Annotated in this window: 11 protein-coding genes and 1 tRNA gene; 6 read left to right on the plus strand and 6 right to left on the minus strand. The window is 66.1% G+C overall.

What is annotated here, in order from left to right; all coding sequences use genetic code 11:
- Position 1: 1 nt before the first annotated feature.
- Together ACP7BH_RS15115 and argH are read right to left on the minus strand one after the other, a co-directional pair.
- Complete coding sequence (locus ACP7BH_RS15115) at positions 2-232, minus strand: hypothetical protein (protein ID WP_135194019.1); 231 nt, start codon at positions 230-232, stop codon at positions 2-4.
- Positions 229-1,668, minus strand: coding sequence for an argininosuccinate lyase (gene argH, locus ACP7BH_RS15120; RefSeq protein WP_425986549.1), 1,440 nt, complete (start codon positions 1,666-1,668; stop codon positions 229-231). The genes ACP7BH_RS15115 and argH overlap by 4 nt, the downstream gene beginning before the upstream one ends.
- On the opposite strand from argH, the gene ACP7BH_RS15125 reads away from it, so the two are divergent.
- Positions 1,667-2,326, plus strand: coding sequence for a TlpA family protein disulfide reductase (locus ACP7BH_RS15125; RefSeq protein WP_425986551.1), 660 nt, complete (start codon positions 1,667-1,669; stop codon positions 2,324-2,326). The two genes, argH and ACP7BH_RS15125, sit on opposite strands and share 2 nt — an antisense overlap.
- 22 nt (positions 2,327-2,348) lie before the next feature.
- Here the strand turns inward: ACP7BH_RS15125 and ACP7BH_RS15130 are convergent, their stop codons facing one another.
- Entirely contained in the window at positions 2,349-2,657 is a 309-nt protein-coding gene (locus ACP7BH_RS15130; protein WP_425986553.1) for a hypothetical protein, read from the minus strand.
- A gap of 259 nt (positions 2,658-2,916) precedes the next feature.
- Here ACP7BH_RS15130 and ACP7BH_RS15135 point away from each other — a divergent pair, with 259 nt between their 5' ends.
- A complete protein-coding gene (locus tag ACP7BH_RS15135) occupies positions 2,917-3,222 on the plus strand; it encodes a hypothetical protein (protein WP_425986555.1) in 306 nt (101 codons plus the stop codon).
- A 673-nt stretch (positions 3,223-3,895) separates the two neighbouring features.
- Here the strand turns inward: ACP7BH_RS15135 and ACP7BH_RS15140 are convergent.
- A tRNA-Met gene (locus ACP7BH_RS15140) sits at positions 3,896-3,972 on the minus strand.
- A gap of 185 nt (positions 3,973-4,157) precedes the next feature.
- Between ACP7BH_RS15140 and ACP7BH_RS15145 the strand changes: the two genes are divergently transcribed.
- From ACP7BH_RS15145 to ACP7BH_RS15160, 4 genes are all read left to right on the plus strand, one after another.
- Complete coding sequence (locus tag ACP7BH_RS15145) at positions 4,158-5,393, plus strand: PQQ-dependent sugar dehydrogenase (RefSeq protein WP_425986557.1); 1,236 nt, start codon at positions 4,158-4,160, stop codon at positions 5,391-5,393.
- A 56-nt stretch (positions 5,394-5,449) separates the two neighbouring features.
- Positions 5,450-5,671 (plus strand): hypothetical protein, encoded by a 222-nt coding sequence (locus ACP7BH_RS15150; RefSeq protein ID WP_425986559.1) that lies wholly within the window; start codon positions 5,450-5,452, stop codon positions 5,669-5,671.
- Positions 5,672-5,908: 237 nt separating this feature from the next.
- A complete protein-coding gene (locus tag ACP7BH_RS15155) occupies positions 5,909-7,114 on the plus strand; it encodes an acetyl-CoA C-acetyltransferase (RefSeq protein ID WP_425986562.1) in 1,206 nt (401 codons plus the stop codon).
- A gap of 11 nt (positions 7,115-7,125) precedes the next feature.
- Entirely contained in the window at positions 7,126-9,318 is a 2,193-nt protein-coding gene (locus ACP7BH_RS15160) for a 3-hydroxyacyl-CoA dehydrogenase NAD-binding domain-containing protein (RefSeq protein WP_425986564.1), read from the plus strand.
- 419 nt (positions 9,319-9,737) lie between these two features.
- Here ACP7BH_RS15160 and recA read toward each other — a convergent pair whose 3' ends face one another.
- Positions 9,738-10,820, minus strand: coding sequence for a recombinase RecA (gene recA, locus ACP7BH_RS15165; protein ID WP_425986566.1), 1,083 nt, complete (start codon positions 10,818-10,820; stop codon positions 9,738-9,740).
- A 169-nt stretch (positions 10,821-10,989) separates the two neighbouring features.
- Complete coding sequence (locus ACP7BH_RS15170; RefSeq protein ID WP_425986569.1) at positions 10,990-12,630, minus strand: MHYT domain-containing protein; 1,641 nt, start codon at positions 12,628-12,630, stop codon at positions 10,990-10,992.
- Positions 12,631-12,698: the final 68 nt, after the last annotated feature.

Below are 12,698 nucleotides of genomic sequence, written 5' to 3' on the forward strand. Positions count from 1 at the left end.
GCTAGCGCGGGTCGTTCTGGGCGGCGCCGGCGCCGATGGGGTTGGACGGCCCGCCATCGATCGGCACGCTGCTGGACGGGCGGTTCATGGTCGCCGGCTCGGGCAGATGCGGCGCGCGGCTATCGCGCGGCGCACGCTCGGTCTCGCGCACCGGCGATTCCAGATCGGCCATGCGGCCGCAAGCCGAGGTCATAAGGGCGAGCGCGCCCACGACGATGAGGGTTTTCTTCACAGGCGAGCTCTCCAGTCGGCGATACGCGCACGGACCTGTTCCGGCGCGGTTCCCCCATAGCTTTGACGGCTTTCGCAGGAAGCCTGGGCGGTCAGCACCTTGTAAACCGCTTCGGTGATGCCCGGCTCCAGTTTCTGCATTTCTTCCAGCGGCAGTTGCGACAGTTCCACGCCCAGGCCCTCCGCCCGCTTCACCGCCGCCCCCGTCACGTGGTGCGCCTTGCGGAACGGCAGGTTCAGCTCGCGCACCAGCCAGTCGGCCAGATCCGTCGCGGTCGAGAAGCCTGCGCCCGCCGCCTGGGCCATGCGTTCCGTATTGGGCTGCAACGCCGACACCATAGCCGTCATGGCGACCAGCGCCAGATCTAGGGCGTCGAACGCCTCGAACACCGGCGGCTTGTCCTCCTGCATGTCCTTGGAATAGGCCAGTGGAAGGCCCTTCATCACCGTGGACAGAGCCACCAAAGAGCCCATGATCCGGCCGGTCTTGGCCCGCACCAGTTCGGCGGCGTCGGGATTGCGCTTCTGCGGCATGATCGACGACCCCGTCGTCAGGTCGTCAGGCAGGGAGGCGAAGCCGAACATCGGCGTCATCCAGATCACGATCTCTTCGGCTAACCGCGACAGATGCCCCGCCGTGATCGAGGCGGCGGCCAGGCTCTCCAGCGCGAAGTCCCGGTCCGACACCGCATCCAGCGAGTTCGCCATCGGCCGGTCGAAGCCCAGCGCCGCCGCCGTCATCTGCCGGTCGATGGGGAAGGGCGAACCGGCCAGGGCCGCGGCGCCGAGCGGGCTCTCGTTCATACGGGCGCGCGCGTCGGCGAAACGCCCCGCATCGCGGCCGAACATCTCGACATAGGCCATCAGGTGGTGACCCAGGGTCACGGGCTGAGCGGTCTGAAGATGAGTGAAACCGGGCATCAGATCGCCCGCATGCTGTTCGGCGCGCGCCAGCAGGGCGGCCTGCAACGCCTTCAACTGGGCAACCGAACGATCACAGGCGTCGCGCACCCACAGGCGGAAATCGACGGCGACCTGGTCATTGCGGCTGCGCGCAGTGTGCAGGCGGCCGGACGGCTCGCCGATCAGTTCGTTGAGGCGCGCCTCCACATTCATGTGGATGTCCTCGAACTGATCGCGGAAGGGGAAGGTCCCGGCCTCGATCTCGGATTCGATGGCGTCCAGCCCGCCCAGAATGGCCTCGGCGTCGGCCTGCTGGATGATGCCCTGTTTGGCCAGCATGCGGCAGTGGGCGCGCGACCCCGCCAGATCCTGACGCCACAGACGCTGATCCACGCCGATGGAGACGTTGATCGCCTGCATGATCTCGGCGGGGCGCGACGAAAAGCGTCCGCCCCACATGTCTTGACCCGCGGGCTTCACCGGCGCAGTCGAACCGCCAGATGGCTTGGCGTCGGAAGAGGTGGATTCAGTCATGAGCGGCTCTAGAAAGGCGATCTGGGCGGTCGTCGGCGCGGTCGTTGTCGTCAGCACCATCGCCGGCGCCGGCGGAATGGCGATGTCGCTATACGCCAATCATCGCCAGAAGGCGCAAGTCGAAGAGGCCGCAACCGCCGCCGCGACGCCGAAAAGCGACCTGGCGCGGTTCGCCGTCGGTCCCCTGGCGGCGCTTTCGACCCCGGCCCAGGCCGAAATGGCGCCCGAATACGCCTTCCGCGACCGCACAGGCACGGCCGTTCGCTTCTCGGCCTTCCAAGGCAAGGTCGTGGTCGTAAATCTGTGGGCCATGTGGTGTGCGCCGTGCAAGGCGGAGATGCCGACGCTTCAGGCCCTGGCGAAAACCTATGAGGCGAACGAGGATTTGGTGGTTCTGCCGATCAATGTGGACGCCACGCCAGAAGCGGCGGCCGACGCCAGACGCTTCCTCGACGATCACGCCCCCCTGCCCTTCTACAACGACATCCGCTTCCAGCTGCCGTTCGAGTTTCCGGGCAAGGGCGCCATGCCGCAGACGATCATCCTGGATCGCCAGGGGCGCATCCGCGCCACCATGGCGGGCGAGGCGGACTGGTCCAGCCCCCAGGCTCGCGCCCTGATCGATGCGGTGCTGGCGGAAGGCCCCAGTCCGGGGTGACGCCTCCCGCCTGATCCGTGCTTTAGTTATCGACCGGAACGCGTTGGTCCGTTGCGGGATTGATCGCGCCGGGCTTGCCTTCGGCCGCCGCCTCGGCCTGTTCGCCTTCCAGCTTGTCTGCGACCTTGCCGGCGCCGGTCTCGACGGCCTGCGCCGCCTTCATCGCCCCGCCCTCGATCACCTCACCGGCACGCGACGCCACATCCGCCGTCTTGTCGGCGGCGGCCTCGGCATGGGCTTCGGTCTTTTCCTGCTCGGTCTCGGTGCAGGCGGCGGCGCCCAGAGTCAGGGCGGCGACGGCCGCCATCAGGGCTTTGGTTCGGATCGTCATGGCGGATCTCCGGTCAAGGTTAAGGTCTCGACCGACAAACGCAGCACAACGGCACAGGTTGCAGCAGACCGCTTGCCCCGAGCGGAACTCCGTCACAACCGCGCGGCAGGAGCGCGCGCGGGCCTCGCGATGTCGCCATTTCAAACCGCGAACCCGTCATAACGACAACGGCGCCGCAACCGTAAGTCCCTGCCGATGGTCCGTCGGATTTGCCAGGCGAGCGAAGACATGAGAGCTTGGCGGATCAGGGAGAAAAGCCATGTTCTCAACGCCTCTCATTTTCGTCGCCGCGCTCGCGTTTCAAGCGTCCGCTCAAACTCCACCCGTCACGACACCGCCTTCACCCCAGGCCGGTGCGGCGGAGCAGCCGGCGCCGGCCCGCGCACGTCGCGTCTGCGAACGGCGCGCCTTGACGGGCCGCAGACTGGAGCAAACCATTTGCTACACGCCGGAACAATATGCTGCGCTGGTCCAGGCCAAACGCAAGGAGTTGGAGGACATCCAAAGCCGCAACAATGTTCAGTATGATCGCGGGATCGTCGGCATCGGCCCTGGACCACTCTAGCCCTGCCGACCTCTTGGAAAGTGGTGACTGGAGGCGGGATCATTCTTAGACCCACATCTCCTGTGATGCACATCGCCTGCTGAAACAGGCTCAATCACCGCGCCAAACAGCGGGGTGATTGAGCCTGCAAAAGCACGCACAGCCCATCAGCTGACTTCCCGATACGCTAAGGGTGGATAGCGGAACTGTACCACAATCCCTTAGCGGCGGCCTTTTAGCCGTTGTGCGACAGCTTGCATTCTGGCGTTTGCCGCGCGCTCCATGTCTCTACATTCGGCAGCAGTCTTGTCTGGTCGGGTAGGGTCTGCCAGACCTTGCTCATACCCCTGCTTGAAGCTGGAGATCAGCCACGCCGGCACACCTGACGGCGCCTGATCGGAGGTTAGGCCATCGAGGCGCGCCTTGGCGCCGGCAGGTAGGTGAGCGGCGCAAATACCGGAGTATCTCCCCAGACCCATGAATGCGACCACGGCTTCGGCAGCGTCAGAGTTTGCGGGCGTGATGATCGGAGGTCCTACCTCCTGCCCCATAAGGCTGGCGCTCAAAAATGCAGCAATGATCATCTTCTTCCCCGTGTCGAGCAGGGGGCGACCGACGGACACGCCCCGGATGAACTTCGCACAAAGTTAGGTCACCGAGGAGAGCCGTAACAATGATCATCCGAACAATAAAATGGTGACTGGAGGCGGGATCGAACCGCCGACCTGTGGGTTATGAATCCACCGCTCTAACCATCTGAGCTACCCAGTCCCGGGTCTACGCGAGGCCGAGGGCCAGCGCGAAAGAGGCGTGCCTATATCGCCGTCGGGCGCGCGGTTCAAGTCGTCTCGGTGCAGATCGTGCGGCGATAGGGCGCAAGACGCCGCAGGGCCGGAACGGTAACGCTGGCGTCGCCGTTCCAGAACCAACGCCTGTTTTCCATCGGAGCCTTCGCCATGCGCCTGATCGTCGCCGCCGCCTCGACGTCCCTGCTTGTCCTCGCCGCCGCCTGCGGCGCGAACGGCGAAAGCGCGAACGCTCCGCCCCAGGCCGGCGCCCCGCTGGAGACCCGTCCGGCCAACAACCCCGATCAGCAGCCGGCCTTCGCCGGCCAGACGCGCGCGCCGGGCGTGAAGACCGAACAGGCCATGACCCACACGGTCATCGCCTCGGGCCTGGTTCATCCCTGGGGACTGGCGGCCACGCCCGACGGCCGCTGGCTGGTGACGGAAAAGCCCGGCCGCCTGCGCATCGTCACCGCCGAAGGCCAGGTGGGCGAGCCGGTCGCGGGCCTGCCCGCCGTCGACGCCCGCGGCCAGGGCGGCCTGCTGGACGTGATCGTCGGTCCCGGCTTCGCCCAGGACCGGATGATCTACTGGAGCTATTCCGAGCCGCGTGACGGCGGCAACGCCACCTCGGTCGCCCGTGCGCGTCTGTCGGACGACGGCTCGCGGGTGGAGAACGTTCAGGTCATCTTCCGCGCCTTGCCCGTTTATGATGGCGACAAACATTTCGGCTCGGCCCTAGCGTTTGCGCCGGACGGCAAGCTGTTCATCACCTTGGGCGAACGCTCGGACCGGCCGATGCGGCCCCAGGCCCAAGACCTGGGCTCGCACATGGGCAAGACGATCCGCATCAACGCCGACGGCTCCGTGCCCCAGGACAATCCCTTCGTCGGCCGCGCCGGCGCCCTGCCCGAGATCTGGAGCCTGGGTCACCGCAACGCCCAGGGGATCGCCGTCCAGCCCGGCACCGGCGCGATCTGGACCATCGAACACGGCACGCGCGGCGGTGATGAGGTCAATCTGGACAAGCCGGGCCTGAACTACGGATGGCCCGACGCGGCTTACGGCGTGGAATACGCCGGCGGTCAGATCAACAGCGGCGCCACCCAGGCGCCGGGCACAGAACAGCCGGTCTATTATTGGGACCCCGTCATCGCACCGGGCGGGGCAACCTTCTATCAGGGCGGCATGTTCCCCGGCTGGGACGGAAACCTGCTGGTCGCGGGGCTGAAGGAAAAGCACATCTCCCGTCTGGTGGTCCAGAACGATCGCGTGGTCGGCGAGGAGCGTCTGCTGACGGATCTGGGCGAACGCGTCCGCGACGTGGCGGTTGGATCGGACGGCGCAGTCTGGGCCATCACCGACGAGGAGAACGGCAAGCTGGTCAGGCTGGCGGCGACGCAGTAGTCTTTCGACGCCGGGGGGCGACAAGGAGCGCATCGGCGCTCAGGGAGCACCGAGCCATGCGTATCCTCATTCTCTCCGCCGCGATCAGTCTGCCCTTGCTGGCGGCCTGCGGCACCACGGGCGGCGTCAACAGCTACCAGAAGGACATGGACGCGCTGGAGGCGGAATGCACCCGCAGCCAGGGCATCCTAACGCCGACTGGCCTGCAGACCGGCCGTCCCCAGACGGACTACGTCTGCAAGATCACCGGCGGTGCGACCCGCATTCCGCCGCGCTGACGGAACGCGAGCGGGCTTGGCCATCGCGCCAGCCCGCTCACCAGCGGCGTCGAAGCCCTCCAAAATTGAAAACCCCAGCTCCATCGGGTGGGATCACGCGGCTTATTACTTGACGTTGACGTAAACGTAGGGTTCTTGGCGTCCACGCTTGGAACCGCCCTGCCCTCAAGTCGCGAACCGCCCATTCCTTTCAAAGGGGGCGGAGAGCCCAAGGGCCAAAGATGGAGACGCACTCCCATGGCTGACGCCTATATCTACGACGCCGTCCGCACCCCGCGCGGCAAGGGCAAGAAGGACGGCTCGCTGCACGAGATCACCGGTCTCAGCCTGGCGACCCAGGTTCTGGAGGCTCTGCGCGACCGCAACGACCTGGACACGTCCAAGGTCGATGACGTCATCCTGGGCTGCGTCACGCCCGTGGGCGAACTCGGCGCCGACATCGCCCGCACGGCGGTGCTGTCGGCCGGCTGGTCGCAATATACGGCCGGCGTTCAGGTCAACCGTTTCTGCGCCTCGGGCCTGGAAGCCGTGAACATGGCCACCGCCAAGGTGAAGTCCGGCGAGGCTGATTTCGCCGTCGGCGGCGGCGTCGAGGTCATGAGCCGCGTGCCCATGGGTTCCGACATGGGCGCCTGGCCCACCGACCCCTCGTCGGCCTTCCCCACCTATTTCGTGCCGCAAGGCGTGTCGGCCGACATGATCGCCACCAAATACGGCTTCAGCCGCGACGACGTGGACGCCTATTCGGTCGAGAGCCACAAGCGCGCCGCTCAGGCCTGGGCCGAGGGCCGGTTCAAGAACTCGGTTCTGGCGGTCAAGGACCAGCTGGGCCTGACCATTCTGGATCGTGACGAGACCATTCGTCCGAACACGGACATGCAGACCCTGGGTGGCCTGAACCCCTCCTTCGCCATGATGGGCGAGATGGCCTTCGACAGCGTGATCAACCAGCGCTACCCCGAGGTCGAGCGCGTCAACCACGTCCACACGCCCGGCAACTCGTCCGGCATCGTCGACGGTTCGGCCGGCGTGCTGATCGGCTCGCTGGAAGCCGGACAGGCCCTGGGCCTGAAGCCGCGCGCCAAGATCCTGGGCGGCGCCTCGATCGGCTCGGAGCCGTCGATCATGCTGACGGGTCCGGAATATGTGACCCGCAAACTGCTGGGCAAGCTGGGCATGAAGCCCGACGACATCGACGTGTGGGAGCTGAACGAGGCCTTCGCCGCCGTCGTGCTTCGCTACATGCAGGCCCTGAACATCGACCACGCCAAGATGAATGTGAACGGCGGCGGCATCTCGATGGGCCACCCCCTGGGCGCCACCGGCGCCATGATCACCGGCATCGCCCTGGACGAGCTGGAACGCTCGAACAAGTCGACGGCCCTGATCACCCTGTGCATCGGCGGCGGCATGGGCACCGCCACCGTCATCGAACGCGTCTGAGGATCACACCCATGGAAAACTTCAAGATCGACGTCGACGCCGACGGCATCGCCCTGGTCACCTTCGACGTGCCGGGTCGTTCGATGAACACCCTGACCTCTTCGGTGATGAAGGAAATCCCCGAACTGGTCGAACGCATCAAGACCGACGAGGCCATCAAGGGCGCGGTCATCACCTCGGGCAAGGCTTCGGGCTTCTGCGCCGGGGCGGACCTGGGCGACATGGCCGGCGGCGTGTTGTCAGGCGGCGGTGATTTGCAGAAGGCGTTCGACGCCGGCTGGAAGCTGAACGGCGCCTTCCGCGCGCTGGAAACCTCGGGCAAGCCAATCGCGGCCGCGATCAACGGCCTGGCCCTGGGCGGCGGGCTGGAGTTCACCCTGGCCTGTCACTATCGCGTGGTCGAGAACGACAACCGGATCCAGCTGGGCCTGCCCGAGATCAAAGTCGGCCTCTTCCCCGGCGGCGGCGGCACCCAGCGCTTGACCCGTCTGGTCGGCGTCCAGAACGCCATGATGGCCATGAGCGAAGGCAAGTCCTTCCGCCCCAACGACGCCAAGGGCGCCGGCATCGTCCATGAGGTCGTCGAGAAGGGTCAGGCCGCCGAGGCCGCCAAGACCTGGATCAAGAATGGCGGCAAGGCCGTTCAGCCGTGGGACGACAAGTCGTTCAAACTGCCCGGCGGCGGCCCCTATCACCCGGCCGGCATCCAGAACTTCATGGTCGGCAACGCCATGCTGCGCAAACAGTCCTACGGCAACTATCCGGCCGTGGTGAACCTGATGAAGGCCGTCTACGAAGGAACCCAGGTTCCGATGGACGCGGCCCTGCGGATCGAGACCCGCTATTTCATCAAGACCCTGATGACGCCGCAGGCCCAGGCCATGATCCGTTCGCTGTTCCTGTCCAAGCAGGAACTGGACAAGGGCGCCGTGCGTCCCGCCGGCGTGCCCAAGTCGGACGCGAAGAAGGTCACCGTCATCGGCGCCGGCATGATGGGCGCGGGCATCGCCTATGTTCAGGTCATGGCCGGGATCGAAACCGTCCTGATCGATCAGACCCAGGAAGCCGCCGACAAGGGCAAGGCTCATGTCGAAGAGTTGCTGAAGAAGCGCCTGTCGCGCGGGCAGATGACGCAAGACAAGTATGACGCCACCCTGGCCCTGGTCACCGCCACGACCGACTATGACCACATCAAGGGGTCGGACCTTGTGGTCGAGGCCGTGTTCGAAAGCCGCGAGATCAAGGCCGACGTGACCAAGCGCGCCGAGGCCCAACTGGTCGAGGGCGCCGTCTTCGGCTCCAACACCTCGACCCTGCCAATCACGGGTCTGGCCGAGGCCTCGGTCCGTCCCGAGGACTTCATCGGCATCCACTTCTTCTCGCCCGTCGACAAGATGATGCTAGTCGAGATCATCCTGGGCGAAAAGACGGGTCAGGCCGCCATCGCCAAGGCGCTGGACTATGTGCTGAAGATCAAGAAGACCCCGATCGTCGTCAACGACAGCCGCGGCTTCTACACCTCGCGTTGCTTCTCCACCTTCCTAATGGAGGGCATGGCGATGCTGGAGGAAGGCTACGGCCCGGCCCTGATCGACAATGTCGGGCGGATGACCGGCATGCCGCGCGGCCCGCTGGAGATGCACGACGACGTCGCCCTGGACCTGTCCTACAAGATCGCCAAACAGACCAAGGCCGACCTCGGCGACAAATACGTCGCCAACGAGGGCGAACAGATCGTCGCCACCATGGTCGAGGGTGGACGCTTCGGCCGCAAGAACGGCAAGGGCTTCTACGACTATGACCAGAAGCCCAAGACGATCTGGAAGGGGCTGAGCGACCTGGCGCCGACCACCAAAGGTATCGACAAGCCCGAAGAGGCGACCGCCTTTGCGCAGATCGACGAATTGAAGACCCGCCTGCTGTATCGCCAGGCTGTCGAGGTCGCCCGCTGCTGGGCCGAGGGCGTCATCGACGATCCGCGCGAAGCCGACCTGGGCGCTATCCTGGGCTGGGGCTTCGCGCCCTGGACCGGCGGCCCCATCAGCATGATCGACGGCATCGGCCTGGCGAAGTTCGTGGAGACGGCGGACCGTCTGGCCGCAACGTACGGCGACCGCTTCAAGGTCCCGCAGCTGCTGCGCGACATGGCCGCCAAAAACGAGACCTTCTACGGCAAGTTCGCTCCGGAGAGGGCCGCCGCCTGATCGGTTGCGGACATCGTCAGACTACGGAACGGGCGGCCTTCGGGTCGCCCGTTTTTGTTTCAGAGATGCGGCTTCTTCACTTTCGTCATCCTCCGACAAGCCGCGTCTTCGCGGCGCAGATTGGGGGACCCAGCGGCGCGCGTGAGCGCGAACCTGTCGCGGACTCTATGTTCCCGCATCGCGCGGCGGAGAGATTTCGCCTTCGGCGCCGCTGGGTCCCCCGGTCTCGCTGCGCTCGCCGGAGGATGACGAGAGCTAAAGAAAAAGACCCGCCCGACACGAGGTCGAGCGGGTCGCTCCGCCGCCCTTCGCGGGGTCGGTGGCGGGTCGCTGGGGCGACGGAGTAGGGTGAAAGGCCGGGCCTCAGCCGGAGCGAACCTGCAAGGTCCGCCCCGGCCGCTCCGCCTCTTGTCTTGGCGTCAGCCTTCGAGATCCTGGCCTTCGTCCGGCTCGGGCGTGCCCAGCAGTTCGTCGGCGATCTTATTGGTCGAAGCCCGCACCGCCTTCTCGATCGAGGCGGCGATGTCGGGGTTCTGTTTCAGGAACTCGCGCACATTCTCGCGGCCCTGACCGATCCGGGTCGAGTCATAGCTGAACCAGCTGCCCGACTTCTCGATGATCCCGGCCTTGACGCCCAAGTCGATGATCTCGCCCAGTTTGGAGATGCCCTCGCCGTACATGATGTCGAAGATGACCTCGCGAAACGGCGGGGCGACCTTGTTCTTGACCACCTTGACCCGGGTGGTGTTGCCGACCACCTCGTCGCGGTTCTTGATCGCGCCGGTGCGGCGGATGTCCAGGCGCACCGAGGCGTAGAACTTCAGCGCATTGCCGCCCGTCGTCGTCTCGGGCGAGCCGTACATGACGCCGATCTTGTGACGGATCTGGTTGATGAACAGGACGATGCAGTTCGACTTGGAGATGGACGCCGTCAGCTTGCGCAGCGCCTGGCTCATCAGACGCGCCTGAAGGCCCGGCAGGCTGTCGCCCATCTCGCCCTCGATCTCGGCGCGCGGCGTAAGCGCCGCGACGGAGTCGATCACCACAATGTCCACCGCGCCGGAGCGCACAAGCGTATCGACGATCTCAAGCGCCTGTTCGCCGGTGTCGGGCTGCGACACCAGCAGATCGTCCAGATTGACGCCCAGCTTCTGGGCGTATCCGGGATCCAGCGCGTGTTCGGCGTCCACGAAGGCGGCGACGCCGCCGGCCTTCTGAACCTCGGCCACCGTATGCAGGGCCAGGGTCGTCTTGCCCGAGGATTCAGGGCCGAACACCTCGATCACCCGCCCGCGCGGCAGGCCGCCGATGCCGAGCGCCATATCCAGACCCAGCGATCCGGTGGACACCGAGGGGATCACGTCGGCGACCCCGCCCTTGCCCAGTTTCATCACCGACCCCTTGCCGAAGGCGCGATCGATCTGCGCGATCGCCGCCTCCAGGGCGCGTTGCTTGTCGCCGTCGTCCTTGCCCACCAACTTGAGTGCTGCCTGTGAAGCCATTGCCTTTGTCTCCCTTGCCATGATTCCCGTCATTAAGCTTGGGAGAGACCCGCCTGGACCCGCCCCCGTTTCGTGAGGACGACTATGTGCATGGTTTGTTCTGGTTCACAAGATGTTCTCGTCGATCAAAACAGGAACATCGAAAGGCCACGTCCGTTTTTGACGCAGGCTACAATGGCAACCTGACGCTGAAGCTGAGGCCTTCGGGCAGATAGGCCATGGCCGACGACCCGCCCAGGGATCGGTTGACGGTGGACTCGATCAGGGCCGAGCCGAAGCCCCGCCGCTGTGGCGGCTGCACCTGTGGTCCGCCGCTTTCGACCCAATCCAGCAGAAGGTGACGGTCCGCCACCGACCAATCGACGCGAACGCATCCCGTCGCATTCGCCAGGGCGCCGTATTTGGCGGCGTTCACCGCCAGCTCATGGAACACCATCCCCATCCCCAAGGTCTGCTGGGCGTTCAGATCGACGTCGGGGCCAGTCAGGCGCACCTGCTCCTCGGCATAGGGCGCCAGTTCCTGGGCCAGCATGGCGCGCAGATCGACGCGTTCCCAGTTGCCGGCCGTAAGCAGGTTCTGGGTGTTGGACAGCGCCAGAAGCCGCGCCTCGAACAGGGTGGTGAAGGTGGCCACGTCCGGCGTCCGCCGGGCGGTCTGTCGGGCGATCGACTGCACCGTGGCCAAGGTGTTCTTGACCCGGTGATTGAGCTCGTTGATCAACACCCACTGCAACCGTTCGCTGTCGGCCAGGGCGGCGAAGGCTTCTCGGCGGTCGGTGATGTCGGTGATCACGCCGGACATCTTCAGGGGCCGCCCCGAGCGACTGCGGATCATCCGCCCGCGCAGATGTATCCACCGGCCGGACCCCGGCAGGAACCATTCCTGATCGTATTCGCCGGTCCCCGCGATGGCCTGTTCCAGCGCCTGGCGATGCCGCGGCAGATCCTCGGGAGACAGGCGGTCGCCGATCTCTCTGGGGCCGAGGCGCTCGGCGGGGTCGATGGACAGGATCTCCCTGGCTCTGCGGGACATGACCGGCGCCTTCATCGGCAGCGTCGCCTCCCAGAAGCCGACGCCTCCGGCGTCCACGGCGGCCAGGACGTTGGCCCTCTGGTCCGCCATGGAGGCGCCGACGGCGAGAAACAAAAGGGTGACCGCGCCCGCCGTCACCGCGACCGCCAGCACCACCGGAGAGGCCCCGCCCTCGACCGGCGCCCCACCGGCGTTGGCGGTCACCGTCAGGGCCGCCATGCCGATATGGTGCATGGAGACGATGGCCAACCCCAGGATGACGGCGGCGACGCCGCGCCAGGCCCTGTCGCGCTCCTGACGGGCGGCGATCAGGGCGGCATAGGCGGCGGCCACGGCGACGACCACCGACAAGGCGACCAGCCCCGGCCGATAGGTCAGGGTCGCATTCATCCGCATCGCGGCCATGCCGACATAGTGCATGGCGATGATCGCGCCGCCCATCAGCAGCGCCGCCGGCGCCAGTCGCCATGCTGCGGGCCCTGCCGTCCCCGCCGCCAGAAAGGCTGCCGCCGTCCCGGCCGTCGCCAGCATGAACGAGACCAGCGTCAGGCCGGCGTCATAGGAAACCGGCTCCTCGACATGGAAACCCAGCATGGCGAGGAAATGCATCGACCAGATGCTGACGCCCAGAGCGAGTGCGGCGACACCCAACCAGCGCAATCGCGCCGCGCCCAGGTGGCTGCGGGTCCGATTGAACAGGTCCAGAGCCGTCCACGCGCCCAGGATGGCAACCGCCAGCGACAGGACGGTGAACGGATTGACGTATGCGTGGTGCAAGCGCGCCCGGGCTCCGGAAGAAAAACAGCCGCACCCATAACCCGGATTTATGACCCCTACGACCCGGA

The organism is Brevundimonas sp. TWP2-1 (assembly GCF_049897645.1).
In the GTDB taxonomy this organism is placed as follows: domain Bacteria; phylum Pseudomonadota; class Alphaproteobacteria; order Caulobacterales; family Caulobacteraceae; genus Brevundimonas.